The following is a 17,789-nucleotide window of genomic DNA, read 5'->3' on the forward strand; positions in this document are numbered from 1 at the left end:
GGCACGGCGCCGCGACACCAAGCTCCAGAGCCATGGCAACGCCAGTGACGATGGCCTACCCGACCGATCAGGCCGACCGGCCGGCAACCACCATTATGAACACCCAGCAAGCTCCGCTCGTCGCCGCATCGGGGGGCTACCGCCCCCCGAGCCCCCCGAGCCCCCCGACGGAGTCGGATCGTGGCATGGGGGCCGACCGGATCCGACCGCCGCGCCGCCGATGGGGCTGGCGTGGCTGACGTCGCGACGGCGCTGGAGGTGACGAACCTCGAGGTGTTCTACCACCGGCTCTCGCAGGTGCTGCGGGGCGTGAGCCTGGCCGTTCCCGACGGTGGCGTCGTCGCCCTGCTCGGTCCCAACGGCGCCGGCAAGACGACGGTGCTGCGGGCCATCAGCGGGCTGCTCGAGTTGCACGACGGCGACCTGCGCAAGGGCCACGTGTTGCTGCACGGCCGCGACGTCACCAGGGCGGCGGCGGCCGAGATGGTGCGCGGCGGACTCGCCCAGGTGCTCGAGGGACGCCAGGTGTTCCCAACGTTGAGCGTCGACGAGAACCTCCGGACGGGCGGCCATACCCAACGCCGTCACCGCAACATCGGCGACGACCTCGACCGGGTGTACACGAGGTTCCCCCGGCTGGCCGAACGGCGCACCCAGGCGGCCGGTTACCTGTCGGGCGGCGAGCAGCAGATGTTGGCCATCGGTCGAGCCCTGATGGCGGCGCCGCGGATCCTGCTGCTCGACGAGCCGAGTCTCGGCCTGGCGCCGAAGCTCGTGGAGGAGATCGGCGCGGTGATCCGCTCGATCAACGAGGACGGCACGTCGGTGCTGCTCGTCGAGCAGAACGCGGGCATGGCCCTCGAGATCGCCGACCACGGGTACGTCCTCGAGAACGGGAGGGTGGTCATGGACGCTCCGGCCGAGAAGCTCCTGCGTGACGAGGACATTCGCGAGTTCTACCTCGGGGTCCATGGCAGCACGCACACCAACTACCGCGAGATCAAGCACTACCGGCGCAAGAAGCGGTGGTTGTCGTGACCGGTCCGGGAACCCAGCCGCTGTTGAGCGTCGACGGGCTGTCGCTGCGGTTCAAGGGCGTCACGGCCGTCGACGACGTCAGCTTCGACGTGCACGCGGGCGAGATCTTCGCCGTGATCGGACCCAACGGCGCCGGCAAGACGTCCGTGTTCAACTGCATCAGCGGCGTGTACCGGCCGACGTTCGGCGCCGTGCGGTTCGACGGCCGCGACATCACCGGGATGCGTCCCCACAAGGTCGCCGCGTCGGGCGTGGTGCGCACGTTCCAGAACGTCGAGGTGTTCCCCACGATGACCGTGGTCGAGAACCTGCTGCTCGGTCGCTACCACCAGATGCGGTCGGGACTGATCAGCGGGGCGATCTGGATGGGGCGCGCGGTGAACGAGGAGATCGCCCACCGCCGCCGCGTCGAGGAGATCATCGACTTCCTCGAGATCCAGCCGATCCGCTCGCACCAGGTCGGTTCGCTCCCGCACGGGCTGCAGAAGCGCGTCGAGTTGGGCCGGGCGCTGGCGATGGAGCCGCGCATCCTCCTGCTCGACGAGCCGGTGGCGGGCATGAACCAGGAAGAGACCGAGGACATGGTGCGCTTCGTGCTCGACGTCAACGCCGAGCTCGGCGTGACCGTGGTGATCGTCGAGCACGACATGGGCGTGGTGATGGACATCTCGAGCCGCATCTGCGTGCTCGACTTCGGCCGGGTTGTGTCCATCGGAGAGCCGTCGGTGGTGGCCAACGACCCCGCCGTGATCGAGGCCTACCTCAGCAGCGCGGCCGACCGCTCGTGATCGCCCCGAGATAGTGCCTGGCACTATCTCGGGGCGATCACATGCGACACTCGACGGAGTGGAGGTCCTGAGCAAGCAGCAGGCGCGGCGGATCGCCGTGCGGGCGCAGTTGCTCGACGCCCGCCGGCCAGGCGGACTGATCGAGGCGGTGCAGCGCCTCGGCGTGTTGCAGAACGATCCGACCAACGCTGTCGCCCGCAGTGCCCAGCTCGTCCTGTGGAGCCGGCTCGGCTCGGGGTACGCGCCTGAGGAGCTCCAGGCGGCGCTCGATGGCCGGGCGCTGATCGAGATCGGCCTGATGATCCGCCCGGCCGAGGACGTCGCCCTGCTGCGGGCCGAGATGAACGCCCGCCGGGAGGGGGTCGACATCCCCGACTGGCAGCGCGGAGCCAACAGGTGGGTCGAGGCCAACGACGCCTGTCGTCGCGACATCCTCCGGCGTCTCGCCGACGAGGGGCCACTCGTCGCGGGCGAGCTCCCCGACACGTGCGTCGTACCGTGGCGGTCGACGGGCTGGACGAACGACCGCAACGTCAACCAGATGCTCGAGATCCTCGCGGCGCGGGGCGAGGTGGCCACGCCGGGCCGCCGCGGCAACGAGCGTTTGTGGGACCTCGCCGAGCGTGTGTACCCCGACGACCCGGTGCCGTCGCGCGAGGACGCGGCCCGGATGCGCAACGAGCTCCGGCTGCGGGCCCTCGGCATCGCCCGTGAGAAGGCGCCGGCGACCCCCACGATCCCCAACCACGTGGGTCCCGTCGGGACGCTCGTCACGGTCGAGGGGGTCCGCGGCAAGTGGCGGGTCGACGCCGACCAGCTGGCGGCGGTCGACGAGCCGTTCGAAGGCCGCACCGCGTTGCTGTCGCCGCTCGATCACCTCGTGTTCGACCGCAAGCGGGTCGCCGAGCTGTTCGACTATGAGTACCTCCTCGAGATGTACAAGCCGAAGGCGAAACGGCGGTGGGGCTACTGGGCGATGCCGATCCTCCACGGCGACGAACTGGTGGGCAAGCTCGACGCCACCGCCGACCGCAAGCAGGGCGTGCTGCGGGTCGACGCCGTGCATCCCGACACCGAACTGACGCCCGCGATGGAGGCCTCGATCGACGCCGAGATCGCCGATCTGGCCAGCTGGCTCGACCTCGCCCTCGAGCGACCGGAAGCCTGATCCGGCCGTTCCTGCTCGTAGCCTGGAGGTCGTGCACGCGTTCACCCCCGAGTCCGCACGCGCCCTCGATGCGCCGTTCGGCGACGCCCGAGTCGCCGCCGCCGAACGGGCCGCTGCGCAGCCCTGGCCCACGACGACCGAAGAGATCTGGCGGTACAGCCGCATCGGCGAGCTCGACCTCGGCGCGTTCGAGGCCGGGCCGTTGGAGACATCGGTCACCGGGGCGACCGACGGCATCGTGGTCGACGCCGCCTCGCTGGCGAGCTTCCCCTCCGTCCTCGACGGAGCCGTCGACGACGTCGCCCCCGACCTCTTCGCCGAGCTGAACACGGCGTTCGCCACGCCGACCGTCGTGCAGGTGCCGGCCGGCCGGACCGTGGCCGAGCCGATCGTGATCACCCACAACGTGCCGGTGGCGAAGTCGGCCGTGTTCCCCCGTCTCGTCATCGACGTCGGCGAGGATGCCGACGTCACGGTCGTCGAGCGGTTCACGTCGAACGACGACGTCTTGGTGGTCCCGGTGGTCCACATTCGTGCCGCCCGAGCCGCCCGCGTGCGCTACCTGTCGGTGAACCAGCTGTCCGAGCGGGCCTGGCAGATCGGCCACCAGCAGGCGGTCGGCGACGCCGACTCGACCATCCTGCTGTCCACGGTGGCTCTCGGAGGTCACTACGCACGCACGCGCACGGAGGCCAGAGCATCCGGGCGCGGCGCCAGCACGAAGCAGGTGGCCCTGTACTTCGCCGGCGGTGAGCAGATGCACGACTTCCGCACGATCCAAGATCACGACGCCCCCCATACGTCGAGCGACCTCCTGTTCAAGGGCGCCGTGCAGAACGACGCGGCGAGTGTGTACACCGGCCTCATCAAGATCCGCCCCCACGCTCGGGGCACCGCGGCGTTCCAGACGAACCGCAACCTCACGCTCGGGCAGGGCGCGTGGGCCGAGAGCGTCCCCAACCTCGACATCCAGACGAACGACGTGCGCTGCAGCCACGCCTCGACCGTCGGCCCGATCGACCCCGAACATCGCTTCTACCTCGAGAGCCGCGGCATCCCGACCAACGTCGCCGACCGGCTGATCGTGCTCGGCTTCTTCGACGAGGTGCTGTCGCAGCTGCCCGTCCCGGCGCTCGCCGCCGAGCTGCGCGCCAGCGTGGCCGCCAAGCTCGACGTGGCCTCCATCGAGGCCACGAGGGAGGCGTCGTGACGTCGGTCAGCCTTCCCCTGGCCGAGATCGTGGAAGGCACGGCGACCCGCGTCATGGTGGGCGACCACGCCGTCTGCCTGGTGCGCATCGACGACGACGTGTACGCGATCGGCGACGTGTGCAGCCATGCCGACGTGTCGCTCTCCGACGGCGAGGTGTACCGCGACGACCTCGAGATCGAGTGCCCGCAGCACGGCAGCGTCTTCAGCCTCGTCGACGGCACCCCGGGCACGTTGCCGGCCACGCAGCCGGTGCCCGTGTTCGACGTGGTCGTCGCCGACGGGACCGTCACCGTGTCCAGCAGCATCCGTTCCGACCAGCGACTGGAGAATGATCGATGACCGCGCCCGCCCCTCAATCCGTGCTCGAGATCAAGGGCCTGCGCGTCGCCGTCGGTGGCAAGGAGATCCTCCGCGGGATCGACCTCACGGTCGCCAGTGGTCAGGTGCACGCGGTCATGGGTCCCAACGGCGCCGGCAAGAGCACGCTGTCGGCCGCGGTGATGGGCAAGCCGGGCTACGACATCCTCGGCGGCTCGGTCACGCTCGACGGCGCCGACGTGCTGTCGATGTCCGTGTGGGAACGGGCCGTCGCCGGTCTCCACCTCGTGATGCAGTACCCGACCGAGGTGCCCGGTGTGGCGCTCGACGACGTGATGAGCGAGGCGCTGTCGGCACGGGGCCGGGGCGGCTCCGACATCGACGCCGTTCTCGCCGCCGAGGCCGAGCGCATCGGCCTGCCGACGGCGCTGTTGCACCGCGCCCTGAACGTCGACCTGTCGGGGGGCGAGAAGAAGCGCAACGAGACGCTGCAGTTGGCCGTCCTCGGCCCGCGCATCGCCATCCTCGACGAGCTCGACTCCGGGCTCGACGTCGACGCCCTGCGCGCCTGCGCGCAGCGCGTCGAGGCCCTGACGCAGCCCGACGACGTGTCGCCGGGGCTCGGTGTGCTCGTGATCACCCACTACAACCGGCTGCTCACCGAGTTGCACCCCGACACGATCCACATCCTCGTCAAGGGTCGGATCGTCGCCGAGGGTGGTCCCGAGCTGGCCGACGTGCTCGAGGCCGACGGCTACGCCGCGTTCAGCGACGAGGTCGACGAGCCGGCGCCGTCGGCGGGCGGGCTCGACGATCTCTTCGCCCCGCCGCGCTGACTCGTTCGTCACCCGGCGGGCGGTGATGGCATCGTGGGCGCATGCATCCCAACGTCGCCAAGGTCGTCGCCGCTGCCCGCGAACGGGGTCTCGAGATCGAGACGTTCCACTTTCCCGACGGCACCAAGACGGCGGCCGACGCGGCGGCGGCGATCGGGGTCGAGGTCGGCCAGATCGTCAAGAGCCTGATCTTCGGCGTCGACGGCAAGATCGTTCTCGCCTACGTCAGCGGGGCCAATCAGCTGGCCGAGAAGAAGCTGGCGGTCGCCGCCGGCGGGACGAAGTGCGCCCGCGTCGACGCCGACGCCGTGCGCGAGGCGACCGGGTTCCCGATCGGCGGGGTCCCGCCGTTCGGCCACGCCACCGAGCTGCCCGTCTTCATCGACCCCGACCTGCTGCAGTACGACGAGGTCTGGGCGGCCGCCGGGACCTGGAACGACGTGTTCCGCATCGCCCCGGCCGATCTGGTTGCGGCGAGCGGCGGCACCGTGACCGACCTGCGGAAGGACTGAGCAGCTGGCGGTAACAGATGGTGCCTGGCACCATCTGTTACCGCGCTACTCGGAGGGCGCGGGGAGCTGCTGCGTCTTCGCTGCGAACAGCGTCGGGTCGACGGTGATGAACAGCCCGGTGCCGCGGGCGACGACCGGCTCGCCCGGAGCGGTCACGTCGATCAGCTCGCCGGTGATCCACACCTTGCGGCCGTCCTCCCGATCGACCCGGCCCCGGCACAGCAGCGGCCGGTGCAGCGGGGTGGGGGCGGCGTAGCGGATCGAGAGCTCCCCGGTGAACGCCGGCTTGCCGATGATGCCGAGGGCGAACCCGAAGACGTCGTCGAACAGCCCGGCGACGATGCCGCCGTGGGCGCGGCCCGGAGCGCCCTCGTGGGCGGCCCGCAACGTCAGCTCGGCCTCGACGACGTCGCCGCGGCGGTGGACCCGCAGGTCGACGCCCCACGGACTGGCGCTGCCCGAGAACGGGCGGTCGTCGTACGACTCGACGTGGGCCTCCGTCGGGGTCGGCGTGTACGTGCGGTCGGCGAACTCGGACTCGCTGCGCTGGCGCGGCGCACCCTGCTCGAGGCGGGCCACGAGGGCGTTCAGCGTGGCGGTCACCTCGTCGAGCAGTTCGACGTCGGCGACGTGACCGACGATCGCGTGGCCGATGTCGCGCACGGCCCGACCGGCGGCCCGGCGAGCCGCGGCGTCCGGCGACAGCTCGTCGCCGGCCTCCCAGAGACTCACGCGCTGATGGGGTTGTCGATCGCGTCGAGCAGCGTGTTCCACGCCAGGGTGGCGCACTTGATGCGCACCGGGAACTTCACGACGCCCTGCAATGCGGCGAGATCGCCGAGATCGGAGACGTCGTCGGCGGTGGGCTCGTCGGCCCGATCGATCGTGTCGCCCTGCTCGTCGCTGTCGATCGACATCATGCCCTTGAAGCGGCGCACGAGCGCCCGCACCTCGTCGATCGAGCGGCCCTTGATCGCCTGGGTCATCATCGACGCCGAGCTCTGCGAGATCGAGCAGCCCTGACCGCCGACCTTCACGTCGGTCACGGTGTCGCCGTCGACCTGCAGGTAGACCGTGATCTCGTCACCACAGAGCGGGTTGTGTCCACGGGCGACGTTCGCCGGAGGGGTGGGCAGCTCGCCGCGGTTGCGGGGCGTCCGGTAGTGATCGAGGATGATCTCGCGGTAGAGGTCTTCGAGACCGGGCATCGTGGCTCCTGGGGTCGGGGGAGAAGCGGCTAAATCGGGAGTCCGAAGATGTCGGACGCGCCGTCGAGGGCATCGGCGAGGGCGTCGATGTCGTGGCGATCGTTGTAGAGGTACCAGCTTGCCCGCACCGTTGCGGCGACGTCGAGTACGCGCATCAGCGGTTTGGCGCAGTGATGCCCGGCCCGCACGCAGACGTTGCGCTGGTCGAGCACCTGCGACACGTCGTGGGGGTGGAGGTCCCGGAACGCGAAGCTGAGCACACCGCCCCGGACGCTCGCGTCCCGGGGACCGTGCAGGACGATGTCGTCGCCGAACCGCTCGGGCAGCATCTGGAGGGCGTACTCGGTGAGTGCCTGCTCGTGGGCGTGCACCCGATCCATGCCGATGTCCCGGAGGAAGTCGACGGCGGCGCCGAAGCCGATCGCCTCGATGATCGGGGGTGTGCCGGCCTCGAACTTGGCCGGGACGGGCGCCGGTGTGAACCCGTCGGTGCGCACGTCGGCGATCATGTTGCCGCCGCCCTGGAACGGGGGAGTGGCATCGAGCATCTCGGCCTTGCCCCACAGGGCGCCGATGCCCGAGGGGCCGCACATCTTGTGACTGGAGAACCCGACGAAGTCGGCATCCCAGGCCTGCACGTCGGTGGCGTTGTGGGGCACGTACTGGCAGGCGTCGACCACGGCCAGCGCCCCGTGGGCGTGGGCGGCGGCACACAGCTCGGTCACGGGGGTGAGCGTGCCGAGGACGTTGCTCATCGCCGTGAAGGCGAAGACCTTGGCGCCGTCGAGGAGCCGATCGAGGTCGGTCAGGTCGAGTCGACCGTCGGCGGTGAGCCGCACCCAGCGCAGCTCGATGCCGTTGCGCGCGGCCAGCATGTGCCACGGCACGATGTTGGCGTGGTGCTCCATCTCGGTGAGCACGACGATGTCGCCGGCGCCGAGGTGGGCGCCGCCCCACGACGAGGCGACGATGTTCATCGCTTCGGTGGCGTTCTTGGTGAACACGATCTCGTCGGCGTGCCGGGCGTTGACGAAGCGGGCAACGTTGCGGCGGGCCGCCTCGAAGGCGTCGGTGGCCTCGGCGGCGAGCCGGTAGGCGCTGCGGTTGATGGGCGCGTAGCTCGTCTCGGTGAAGTGCCGCATCGCCTCGATCACCTCGACGGGCTTCTGCGACGTGTTGGCCGAGTCCAGGTAGTGCAGCGGCTGCCCGTCGATCTCGCGGCCGAGCACCGGGAAGCGCTGTTTGAGCGCGGCCAGGTCGACGCCGGCGACGCTGCTCACACGATCACCCGGGGGCTGCGGCCCCGCTCGCTGCGCCCCCGCTCGCTGCGCTCGCTCACACCAACTCCTTGAACGCCTCGTAGCCGGCGGTCTCGAGCTGGTGGGCGAGCTCCATGCCGCCCGAGGTGACGATCCGTCCGTCGACCATGATGTGCACGACGTCGGGTGTCACCTCGTCGAGGAGGCGTTGGTAGTGGGTGATGAGGACGACCCCCATGTCGGGGCGGTCCTCCTTGACGGCGCGCAAACCCCTGGCGACGATGCGGAGGGCGTCGATGTCGAGCCCGGAGTCGGTCTCGTCGAGGATCGCCAGGCGGGGCTCGAGGATCGCCAGCTGCATGATCTCGTTGCGCTTCTTCTCGCCGCCGGAGAAGCCCTCGTTGAGGTAGCGGTCGACGAACGACGAGTCCATGCCGAGCCGCTGCATCCACTCCATCGCGCTGAGCCGCAGCTCGAGGACCGACAGGTCGATGCCCTTGCGGGCCGACAGAGCCTGGCGGAGGAACTGGATGACCGAGACGCCGGGAATCTCCTGCGGGTACTGGAAGGCGAGGAACATGCCCGCTTTGGCCCGCTCGTCGGTGGGCCAGTCGGTGATGTCGTCGTCGCCGAGGGTGATCGTGCCGGCGCTCACCTGATACTCGGGCGAGCCCATCAGCGTGGAGGCCAGCGTGCTCTTGCCCGATCCGTTGGGGCCCATGATGGCGTGGACCTCGCCGGCCTGGACGGTGAGGTCGAGACCCTTGAGGATGTCGCCGGAGACCGGGGTGCCGTCGCCGGCGGTCCCGGCACCGTCACCCGACTGGGCCGGGGTCGCCTCGGATGGGGCAGCCCGCAGGCCATCGACACGGAACAGCTGCGTCACGGGGATAATCCTACGCGGATGTTGCTAATTCCCGGCCAGGCCGACGGAGCGCGTCACCAGCCGCGGGCCACCCACTCACCGAGATGCGGTCGCTCGGCACCGATGGTCGTGTCGACGCCGTGGCCGGGCAGCACGATCGTCTCGGGCGGGAACGTGAACAGGCGGTTGTCGATCGAGCGGATGATCGTGTCGAAGTCGGCGTCGTCGAAGCTCGTGTTGCCGGGACCCCCGGGGAAGAGCGTGTCGCCGGTGAACAGGAGCGGGGTGCCGGCGACGTGGAACGACACCGACCCTGGTGTGTGCCCCGGGTTGTGGATCGCGTGGAGCCGCAGGCGTCCGACCTCGATCGTCTCGTCGTCGTCGATGAACACGTCGTACCCGACGTCGCGGAGCTTCGGGGCGTCGGCACTGGTGACACCGACCTCGATCCCCGCCTCGCGGATGGCCGGCACCGCCTGGATGTGGTCCCAATGGCCGTGCGTCTCGAGGACCTTGCGGACGCCGAGGCCCCGGCACAGCTCGAGGAGGCGTTCGTGCTCGTTGGCGGCGTCGATCAGGGCGGCGTCGCCGGTGGCCCGGCAGCGCACGACGAAGACGTTGTTCTCGTAGGGTCCGACCACGACGCGGTGGACCACCACGTCGGCGTTCGACCAGTGCAGCGTGGTGTGCACCGTGTCGAGGTCGGTGTCGAGGTCGGTGTCGGAAGTGTCCGGTGCCGGGCCGGCGCCGGACGTGGTCGTCGAGGCATCGCTGATGCCCTCACCGTACCCGCGAGCGCCGCCACGGCGGGTGCCCAGCGGCCCGGCTGGTCAGGACGGACCGAAGCGCTCGATGCGCACCGTCGCCGCGTCGGTTCCCAACTCCACGAGCAGGGCCGACGTGGCCTCGACGAATCCCGACGACCCGCAGAGGTAGGTGGTCGCCCCGGGGGCGAGCAGGGCCGCGACGTCGTCCCGACCGATGCGACCGGCCGGTCGCATCGACCCCGGCGGGGTCACCCTCGAATAGACGACGGTGGTGTCGGGTCGCTCGCGCAGCTCGGAGGCGTAGAGCAGGTCGGCCGGCGTGCGTACGGACACGAGGAGGCGGGCGTCGCCTCCGGTCGCGCGGGCGTGGCGCAGCATCGACATGAGTGGCACCACGCCGGTGCCGCCGCCGATCAGGAGGGCCGGCGTCTCGCCGGTCCAGGTGAACCATCCGCCGATCGGCCCGCGCACCTCGAGCGAGTCGCCCACCTCGACACCGTCGTGGAGGAACCCCGACACCTCACCGTCGTCCAACCGTTCGACGGCGAGGTCGAGCTCGTCGCCGCCGTCGGGGGCCGACGCGATGGAGTACGACCGTTGCGCCCGGTACCCGTCGGGCGCCGTGAGCCGGACCACGACGTGTTGCCCGGGCAGGAAGTCGACGGGTGTGGCGAAGCGGAGCCGGAACGTGGCGACCCGAGCGGTCTCGGGTTCGATCGAGACGACCGTCGCGTGCTCCCACGGACGCGTCGGTGGGGCGCCGTTCACTCGTCGCCCTGGTAGCGCTGCTCGCGCCAGGGGTCTCCGCGATCGTGATATCCGTTGCGCTCCCAGAAGCCGGGCTCGTCGAACTGCATGAGCCGCAGCCCGCTGACCCACTTGGCGCTCTTCCAGAAGTAGAGGTGGGGGACGAGCAGCCGCGCCGGCCCACCGTGGTCGGCCGGGAGGGGCTTGTCGTCGGCCTCCCAGACCACCCACGCCTTGCCGCCGGTGAGGTCGTCGAGCGGCAGGTTGGTGGTGTAGCCCGTGTGCGACGTGGCCATCGCGAAGGCCGCCTCCGGCCGCGGGGAGGCGATGTCGAGCAGCGTGTCGACCGAGACCCCGGCGAACGTCACGCCGAGGCGCGACCACGTGGTGACGCAGTGGATGTCGCCCTCGTAGCGCGAGGGCGGCAGGGCCTGCATCTCGCTCCACGTCCACGTGGTGGGGTGTTCGACGAATCCGTCGACGCGGAACGTCCACGTGTCGGTGTCGATCGTCGGGGTGATCTCGACCGACAACACCGGCCACTCGTCCCCTCCCGATCTTGCGGTGTCGTATTGACCAGGGGGAAGACGGCGGTCGCGCCCGCCCCATCCGCGTCCGGTGAACCCTCGTGTGGAGTCGGCCATCGCCCTATCGTTCCAGACGCCATGCCGTCCCGCTCGAAGTCCGTCGCCCGTTTCGCGCGTCCTGCCCTCGTCGCCCTGCTTTTGGCCGCCTGCGTCTGGGCCCTGATCGCCAGCTGGGACGACGTCACCGACGCGCTTCCGCGTGTCGGTGCCGTGCGCTTCGTCTTGTCCACCCTCGCGGCGATCGGCGCCGGGATCGCTCTCGCCATCGGCTGGCGCATCCTGCTGGTCGACATCGCCGGCGACGATCTCGAGGTCGCCCGCGGCCGTCTGGGGTACACGGAGGCGACCGCCGTGTTCTCGGCGAGCCAGCTCGGCAAGTACATCCCGGGCAGCGTCTGGCCCGTCGTCGCCCAGATGTCGCTCGCTCGCCGACACGGGATCTCGCGGATCACCATCGTCGCCGCCTTCGTCACGCAGATGCTGTTGCTCGTCGTCACCGCCGTGGTGACGGCTGCCCTCACGCTGCCCTGGGTCGACGCCGAGGAGTTGCGCACTCGATGGTGGCTGCTCGTGATCGCTCCGGCGGTCTGTCTCGTGCTCGTTCCATCGGTACAGCGACGCCTGCTCGCCCTCGCGTCACGAGCGCTCAAGCGACCGCTCGCCGTGGCGTTTCCCGGGCCGCGGGCCATGGCTGGCGCCGTGCTCGCCTCGGTCCTCACGTACGTCCTGTTCGGCGTCCACCTGGCGGTGCTCGCCTCGCCGATGTCCCCCGACGGCGACGTCAGGGTGCTCGTTCAGTCGATCGGCGCCTTCGCGCTGGCGTGGGCGGCGGGCTTCGTGGTCATCTTCGCCCCGGCCGGCCTGGGTGTCCGGGAGGTCGTCCTCAAGCTGACGATGGGGTCGGTGCTGGTGTCGGCGGACGCCACCGCCGTCGCCGTGCTGTCACGCACTTCGCTCGTGATCGCCGATCTGGCGCTCGGCGTCTTCGGCATCGCCGTCGTGGCCCTTGGGCGTCGCCGGGGAGACGGGGCCGGTGCCGAACTCGCGGCGACGGAGCATCACGAGCACGTCGGACGTGGTCTTGCGGTGGGCCGCCTGGATGTCGGCGATGAACCCGAGGGCGAGGATCTGGCCCGCCATCAGTAGGCAGACGGCGGCGCCGACGAGGCTCGGCACGCGGCTGGCGTCGTTGTCGCTGACGAAGCGCAGGATGAACCAGCGCACCACGAGCACGAGGCCGATGACGCCGGGGATCGCCGACAGCCAGCCGAAGAAGCCGAGCGGCCGGTACCGGGCGTAGCTGCGAACGATGGTCGGGATCGACCGGCGAACGTACGCGAACGAGCTCTTGAAGAGGCGCGACGGGCGGGTCTGAGGGTTGACACCGATCGGCACGGCCTTGAGCTTGAGCCCCTCCGCGCCGGCCTGGATGATCGTCTCGAGGGTGTAGGTGAACCGGCCGTGCACCTGGAGGCGCAGCGCCGCTTCCCGGGAGAAGGCCCGGAACCCGCTGGTGGCGTCGCGCACGTCGGTGCCGGACAGCACGCGGACGGCATGCGTGCCGATGTGCTGCAACGCCTTCTTGATGGGCGAGAAGGTCTCGATGTTGCTCAGTGGACGGGTCCCCACCACGAGGTCGGCCTGGCCGTCGAGGACGGGGGCGACGAGCTTGGGGATGTCGCTGCCCTGGTACTGGTTGTCGGCATCGGTGTTGACGATGATGTCGGCGCCAGCCCGGAGGCTCGCCTCGAGGCCGGTCATGAAGCCGCGGGCGAGGCCCCGGTTGACGTCGTGGCTGACGATGTGGTGGACGCCCAGCTCACGGGCGACCTGCGCCGTCCGGTCGGTCGACCCGTCGTCGATGACGAGCAACTCGATGACGTCGACGCCCTCGATCTCGGTCGGCAGGTCGGCGATCGTGCCGGGCAGCGTCGCCTCCTCGTTGAAGCACGGGATCTGGATGATCAGCTTGATCGGGCGCCGGGGAGACACGAGCCGCGAGGCTACCGAGATCGCCCGGCCCCGTGCCGCCGCCGGTCCGCGGCGCCGCCGACATCACGTGCCACGATCTACGCCATGGCCCAGCCGATGAGTCGATCTCCCGGGGTTGAACGGACGCCCTGGCAGCGCCGCATCGTCACCGCGCTGCTGTTCGGCGGCGCGATCGTGCTGCTCGGGCTGATCGGCGCGGCGATCATCCCGAGGTGGTGGGCGCACCGCATCACCGATGTCACCGATGGACGGCTCACGGTCGGCGGCCTCTTCGGATTCTTCATCGGCTTCGTCTTCACCGTCCTGCCCTTGCTGGCGATCTGGGTCGGCTTCCGGTTCCGGTCCGCCCGCCGCACGTGGAAGGGCTGGGTGGCCTGGCTGACGGTGGCGGCGATCCTGGCCCTGCCGAACCTGATGACCCTCGGCATCGTGTGGGGGACGGGGGACGCGGCCAGCGACGGTCGCCAGGAGCTCAACACCGACGGCAACGGATTCCGGATGTGGAGCCTCATCGGCGCCGTCGTCGGCGCCGTCGCCGTGCTGGCGCTTCTCTACCTGGTACGCACTCGTGGCTGGTTCCGCGACGACAACCGACGCCTTCGCAACGCGGCCGTCGATCGCGGCTCAGAGTGAACCCGCGGCGCGCCGCTACTCGGAAGCTTGCACGGCCCCGCTTGTAGGGTGGTTGGCTCTATGGGCACCTGGATGACCGAGCGGCGTCTGTCCCAGACCGCGGCGCGTCTGCGCGGCTTGCGTGAGGAACTGGCGATGATCGACGAACAGCTCACGCAGTTCGCTGACGACGCCGACGAGCTGTCGCTGCGGGCGTTGGTCTCGGAGACGCCGATGGCGTCCCACGAGTCGAACGAAGCGCGCAAACACCTCGATGCGATGCGCAAGCACCGGATGCACGTCGTCGACGAGATCGCCGAGCTCGAGCAGCGCCAGGACCAACTTCTCGATCGGATGACGACCGGCCAGGGGCCGAAGCTGACTGGAGACCGCGAATGACCGTTCGCACAGGAGACGACGTGACAGCGCACAGCGACGACGCGGTGGCGATCAGCGGCGGAGACGGCCGATGACGATACGCGTCGTGATCGCCGAGGACGAGGCGATCATCCGTATGGACCTCCGCGAGACCCTCGAGGAAGAGGGCTACGAGGTGGTTGGCGAGACGGGCAACGGTGACGAGGCCATCGAGCTCGTCCGTGATCTGCTCCCCGATCTCGCCATCCTCGACGTCAAGATGCCGGGCAAAGACGGTCTCGAGGTCGCACGACTCATCAACAACGAGAAGCTCTGCGGCGTGCTGATCCTCACCGCGTTCAGCCAGCGCGAGGTGGTGGAGGACGCCCGCGACGCCGGTGCGCTGGCCTACCTGGTCAAGCCGTTCCAGAAGAGCGACCTCGTCCCGGCGATCGAGGTGGCGATCGGTCGGTTCCGCGAGCTGCGCGCTCTCACCGGCGAGATCGACGCCCTGGGCGAACAGCTCGAGGCGCGCAAGGCCATCGAGCGGGCCAAGGGCATCTTGATGACCGAGTTGGGCATCAGCGAGCAGGATGCCTTCGCCTTCATCCAGCGTCGGGCCATGAGCGAGCGGTCGAAGATGCGCGCCATCGCCGACCGGGTCGTGGACGGCAGCCTGCGCCCCTGAGCATCCGCAGCATGCGGGTACGGTGGTCGCCGTGCCGAAGCTGCTGCTGCTCGACGGGAACTCACTCACCTACCGGGCGTTCTTCGCCCTGCCCGCCGACATGTCGACGGCGAGTGGACAGCTGACGAACGCCGTCTTCGGCTTCACGTCGATGTTCATCTACGTGATCAAGGATCAGCGGCCGGACCAGGTGCTCATCGCGTTCGATCGCCCCGAGCCGACGTTCCGTCACGAGGCCGATCCCGACTACAAGGGCAACCGCGAGAAGGCGCCCGATCCGCTGCGCCAGCAGATGGAGCTCGTGCGGCAGGTGCTCAACGCCCTCGGTGTCGCCACCATCGAGTTGGCGGGGTACGAGGCCGACGACCTCATCGCCACGGCCGCCGAGCAGGCCGTCGCCCGCGGCGACGAGGTGGTCATCGTCACCGGTGACCGCGACTCGTACCAGCTCGTGCGTGACCCCCACATCAAGGTGCTGTACAACAAGCGCGGCGTGAGCGACTACGCGCTCTACGACGAGGCGGGGATCTTCGAGCGCACCGGCGTGACGCCGGCGCAGTATCCCGAGTACGCCGCCCTCCGTGGCGACCCGAGCGACAACCTCCCCGGGGTCCCGGGGGTGGGCGAGAAGACGGCCGCCAAGCTGATCTCGACCTACGGCGGGCTCGACGGGATCTTCGCCAACCTCGACAAGCAGACGCCGAAGTTGCGGGCCTCACTGGCCGAGAGCGAGGCGCGCGTGCGCAAGAACCTCGAGGTGTCCGTGCTCGTGCGCGACGTGCCGATCGAGATCCCCGCCGACCTCACGGTGCGTCCCGACGCCGACGAGGTGAAGCGCCTGTTCAACTTCCTCGAGTTCCGGACGTTCGAGGAGCGTCTCGCCGAGGCCCTCGGCCCTGGCGCGCCGATCCGGCCGAGCAGCTCGGAGCGCAACGAGCTCGTCGCCGAGGTCACCGTGAGCGAGTCGCCGGCCGCCTCGGCGGCGACCATCGCCGGGCTCGCCGCCCTCGACGTGTCCGCTGCCTTCGCCGGCGAGCCGGGACGCTCACCGGTCACCGGCCTCGCCGTCGTCACCGACGCCGACACCGCCGCCGTGACGTGGATCCCGGCCGACCATCTGGGCGATCCGGCCGTGGCGGCGGCGCTGCGATCGGCGCCGCTGCGCGGCCACGACGTCAAGCCGCTGATGCGATCGTTGCTCGCCCAGGGCGTGGAAGTGGTCGGCCTCGAGCTCGACACTGCCATCGCCGCCTACCTGCTGAAGCCGGCCGAGGCGCGTTACGACCTCGGCTCGGTAGTGGAGGACTACACCTCGTTCGCCGCGCCGGCCAACGACCCGACGGCCGCCGGGCAGCTCGACCTCGGCGGTGAGCAGATCGGCGACGAGGCCAAGGCCGGCCGCGAAGCGCTCGCCGTCGCCGCCCTCGTCGATCCGCTCATGGCCGGCCTCGAGGCCCAGGGCATGGCCGACCTCTACCGCGACATCGAGAACCCGCTCGTGGTCGTGCTGGCCCGCATGGAACACGTGGGAATCGCCGTCGATCGCGACGAGCTCCGCCGTCTCAACGACCACCTGACGGGCGAGGTGGCACGCCTCGGTGCCGAGCTCCGCGCCCTGGCGGGCCGCGACGACCTCAACGTCAACTCCACCCTGCAGCTGCGCGAGATCCTCTTCGCCGCGCCGCCGGCCGGCCGTGGCCTCACCCCGGTGAAGAAGACGAAGACCGGCGCGTCCACCGATGCCGCGTCGCTCGAGAAGCTGCAGGAGCAGTGGCCCGAGTTCATCGGACCGCTGCTGCAGTACCGTGAGCTGGAGAAGCTGCGCGGCACGTACGGCGAGGGACTGCTCGCCGAGGTCGCCCCCGACGGGCGGATCCACGCCACGTTCAACCAGACCGTGGCGCGGACGGGCCGGCTCAGTTCGGACCGCCCCAACCTGCACAACATCCCGGTTCGCCGGGACGAGGGACGGCAGTTCCGCAAGGCGTTCGTCCCTGCCGGCGGGTACGCCCTGCTCGTGGCCGACTACAACCAGATCGAACTGCGCTGCATCGCCCACCTCGCCGCCGACCCAGGCCTGATCGCCGCCTTCACGCAGGGGCAGGACATCCACAACGCCACGGCGTCACGGGTGTTCGGTGTCGAACCGTCGGCCGTCACGCTCGACCAGCGGTCGAAGGCGAAGATGGTCTCGTACGGGCTGGCGTACGGGATGGAGGCCTACGGTCTCGGCCAGCGGTTGAACATCCCGACCGAGGAGGCAGCGGTGATCCTCGACGCCTACTTCGAGGCCTTCCCGAACGTCAAGGAGTACATGGACCGCACGGTGGTCGAGGCCCGCAAGGTGGGCTACACCGAGACCTTGTTCGGCCGGCGCCGGCCGATCCCCGAACTGCTCGACGGCAACTGGCGGGTTCGTCAGGCGGGGGAGCGGCAGGCGATGAACGCCGGAATCCAGGGTCTGGCCGCCGACATCTTCAAGGTCGCCCTGGTCCGCATCGACGCCCGCCTGCGGGACCTCGACAGCGGCGCCCGCCTCGTCCTGCAGGTGCACGACGAGGTGTTGCTCGAGGTGCCCGACGCCGAGCGCGACGAGATCGGTCCGGTCGTGGTCGACCTGATGCGCCACTCCGCCGAGCTCAACGTGCCGCTCGAGGTGAACGTCGCCTGGGGCGCCACCTGGGCCGACACGAAATAGTTTGGTCCTCACTCCGCATCGCTCGCTGCGCTCGCTCGCTTCGTTGCGGCGAGTTTGTTATGAGCTCGCTTCGCTCGCACTGAAGAGTTGAAAGAGGCGGCGGCGCAGCAAGCTGCGCTCATCGCCGCATCGGAGGG

At 70.0% G+C, this 17,789-nt stretch carries 19 protein-coding genes and 1 pseudogene; 12 read left to right on the top strand and 8 right to left on the bottom strand.

Annotated features, from left to right (window positions below):
* The first annotated feature begins 231 nt into the window (after window positions 1–231).
* The 7 genes from DN771_RS26930 to DN771_RS26960 are packed head-to-tail and all read left to right on the top strand — an operon-like array spanning window position 232 to window position 5,872.
* Window positions 232–1,038, top strand: a complete 807-nt coding sequence (locus DN771_RS26930) for an ABC transporter ATP-binding protein (RefSeq protein ID WP_227462496.1) — start codon at window positions 232–234, stop codon at window positions 1,036–1,038.
* Window positions 1,035–1,826, top strand: a complete 792-nt coding sequence (locus DN771_RS26935) for an ABC transporter ATP-binding protein (protein WP_227462497.1) — start codon at window positions 1,035–1,037, stop codon at window positions 1,824–1,826. The genes DN771_RS26930 and DN771_RS26935 overlap by 4 nt, the downstream gene beginning before the upstream one ends.
* Before the next feature lie 58 nt (window positions 1,827–1,884).
* Window positions 1,885–2,994, top strand: a complete 1,110-nt coding sequence (locus tag DN771_RS26940; protein WP_117000671.1) for a DNA glycosylase AlkZ-like family protein — start codon at window positions 1,885–1,887, stop codon at window positions 2,992–2,994.
* 31 nt (window positions 2,995–3,025) lie between these two features.
* The gene (gene sufD, locus DN771_RS26945; protein ID WP_117000672.1) at window positions 3,026–4,204 is read left to right on the top strand and encodes a Fe-S cluster assembly protein SufD; all 1,179 of its coding nucleotides are present in this window, start codon (window positions 3,026–3,028) and stop codon (window positions 4,202–4,204) included.
* The gene (locus tag DN771_RS26950) at window positions 4,201–4,545 is read left to right on the top strand and encodes a non-heme iron oxygenase ferredoxin subunit (RefSeq protein ID WP_227462498.1); all 345 of its coding nucleotides are present in this window, start codon (window positions 4,201–4,203) and stop codon (window positions 4,543–4,545) included. Before sufD ends, DN771_RS26950 begins: the two co-directional genes overlap by 4 nt.
* Window positions 4,542–5,360, top strand: coding sequence for a Fe-S cluster assembly ATPase SufC (sufC, locus tag DN771_RS26955; RefSeq protein ID WP_162942464.1), 819 nt, complete (start codon window positions 4,542–4,544; stop codon window positions 5,358–5,360). The genes DN771_RS26950 and sufC (DN771_RS26955) overlap by 4 nt, the downstream gene beginning before the upstream one ends.
* Before the next feature lie 41 nt (window positions 5,361–5,401).
* On the top strand, window positions 5,402–5,872 hold the full coding sequence (locus DN771_RS26960; RefSeq protein WP_117000674.1) for a YbaK/EbsC family protein: 471 nt from the start codon (window positions 5,402–5,404) through the stop codon (window positions 5,870–5,872).
* Window positions 5,873–5,917: 45 nt separating this feature from the next.
* Here DN771_RS26960 and DN771_RS26965 read toward each other — a convergent pair whose 3' ends face one another.
* The 7 genes from DN771_RS26965 to DN771_RS26995 all read right to left on the bottom strand — a co-directional run bounded on the left by DN771_RS26965 (window position 5,918) and on the right by DN771_RS26995 (window position 11,362).
* Window positions 5,918–6,604, bottom strand: coding sequence for a PaaI family thioesterase (locus tag DN771_RS26965; RefSeq protein ID WP_117000675.1), 687 nt, complete (start codon window positions 6,602–6,604; stop codon window positions 5,918–5,920).
* Window positions 6,601–7,080: a Fe-S cluster assembly sulfur transfer protein SufU gene (gene sufU / locus DN771_RS26970; protein ID WP_117000676.1), complete on the bottom strand. Its 480-nt coding sequence runs from the start codon at window positions 7,078–7,080 to the stop codon at window positions 6,601–6,603. The genes DN771_RS26965 and sufU overlap by 4 nt, the downstream gene beginning before the upstream one ends.
* A 29-nt stretch (window positions 7,081–7,109) precedes the next feature.
* Window positions 7,110–8,360 carry a SufS family cysteine desulfurase gene (locus DN771_RS26975; protein WP_117000677.1) on the bottom strand — a complete coding sequence of 417 codons (1,251 nt, stop codon included), beginning with the start codon at window positions 8,358–8,360 and terminating at the stop codon, window positions 7,110–7,112.
* Between the two features lie 55 nt (window positions 8,361–8,415).
* Complete coding sequence (gene sufC, locus DN771_RS26980) at window positions 8,416–9,111, bottom strand: Fe-S cluster assembly ATPase SufC (RefSeq protein WP_227462500.1); 696 nt, start codon at window positions 9,109–9,111, stop codon at window positions 8,416–8,418.
* Window positions 9,112–9,278: 167 nt separating this feature from the next.
* Complete coding sequence (locus DN771_RS26985) at window positions 9,279–9,896, bottom strand: MBL fold metallo-hydrolase (protein ID WP_117000678.1); 618 nt, start codon at window positions 9,894–9,896, stop codon at window positions 9,279–9,281.
* A gap of 138 nt (window positions 9,897–10,034) precedes the next feature.
* The gene (locus DN771_RS26990) at window positions 10,035–10,739 is read right to left on the bottom strand and encodes a ferredoxin reductase (protein WP_193615421.1); all 705 of its coding nucleotides are present in this window, start codon (window positions 10,737–10,739) and stop codon (window positions 10,035–10,037) included.
* A complete protein-coding gene (locus DN771_RS26995) occupies window positions 10,736–11,362 on the bottom strand; it encodes a sulfite oxidase-like oxidoreductase (protein ID WP_117000679.1) in 627 nt (208 codons plus the stop codon). Before DN771_RS26995 ends, DN771_RS26990 begins: the two co-directional genes overlap by 4 nt.
* Before the next feature lie 21 nt (window positions 11,363–11,383).
* On the opposite strand from DN771_RS26995, the pseudogene DN771_RS27000 reads away from it, so the two are divergent.
* A pseudogene (locus DN771_RS27000) lies at window positions 11,384–12,226 on the top strand (lysylphosphatidylglycerol synthase domain-containing protein); the annotation flags it as partial.
* A 21-nt stretch (window positions 12,227–12,247) separates the two neighbouring features.
* Here the strand turns inward: DN771_RS27000 and DN771_RS30950 are convergent.
* The gene (locus DN771_RS30950; protein ID WP_420810944.1) at window positions 12,248–13,297 is read right to left on the bottom strand and encodes a glycosyltransferase family 2 protein; all 1,050 of its coding nucleotides are present in this window, start codon (window positions 13,295–13,297) and stop codon (window positions 12,248–12,250) included.
* Between the two features lie 96 nt (window positions 13,298–13,393).
* On the opposite strand from DN771_RS30950, the gene DN771_RS27010 reads away from it, so the two are divergent.
* The 4 genes from DN771_RS27010 to polA all read left to right on the top strand — a co-directional run bounded on the left by DN771_RS27010 (window position 13,394) and on the right by polA (window position 17,652).
* Window positions 13,394–13,930, top strand: a complete 537-nt coding sequence (locus tag DN771_RS27010; protein WP_162942465.1) for a hypothetical protein — start codon at window positions 13,394–13,396, stop codon at window positions 13,928–13,930.
* A 72-nt stretch (window positions 13,931–14,002) separates the two neighbouring features.
* Window positions 14,003–14,308 carry a hypothetical protein gene (locus DN771_RS27015; RefSeq protein ID WP_162942466.1) on the top strand — a complete coding sequence of 102 codons (306 nt, stop codon included), beginning with the start codon at window positions 14,003–14,005 and terminating at the stop codon, window positions 14,306–14,308.
* Between the two features lie 70 nt (window positions 14,309–14,378).
* Window positions 14,379–14,954, top strand: coding sequence for an ANTAR domain-containing response regulator (locus tag DN771_RS27020; RefSeq protein WP_117000683.1), 576 nt, complete (start codon window positions 14,379–14,381; stop codon window positions 14,952–14,954).
* Window positions 14,955–14,985: 31 nt separating this feature from the next.
* Window positions 14,986–17,652 carry a DNA polymerase I gene (gene polA, locus DN771_RS27025; RefSeq protein WP_117000684.1) on the top strand — a complete coding sequence of 889 codons (2,667 nt, stop codon included), beginning with the start codon at window positions 14,986–14,988 and terminating at the stop codon, window positions 17,650–17,652.
* Window positions 17,653–17,789 lie beyond the last annotated feature (137 nt).

Origin of the sequence: Desertimonas flava (genome assembly GCF_003426815.1) — a bacterium.
Taxonomy (GTDB): Bacteria; Actinomycetota; Acidimicrobiia; order Acidimicrobiales; family Ilumatobacteraceae; genus Desertimonas; species Desertimonas flava.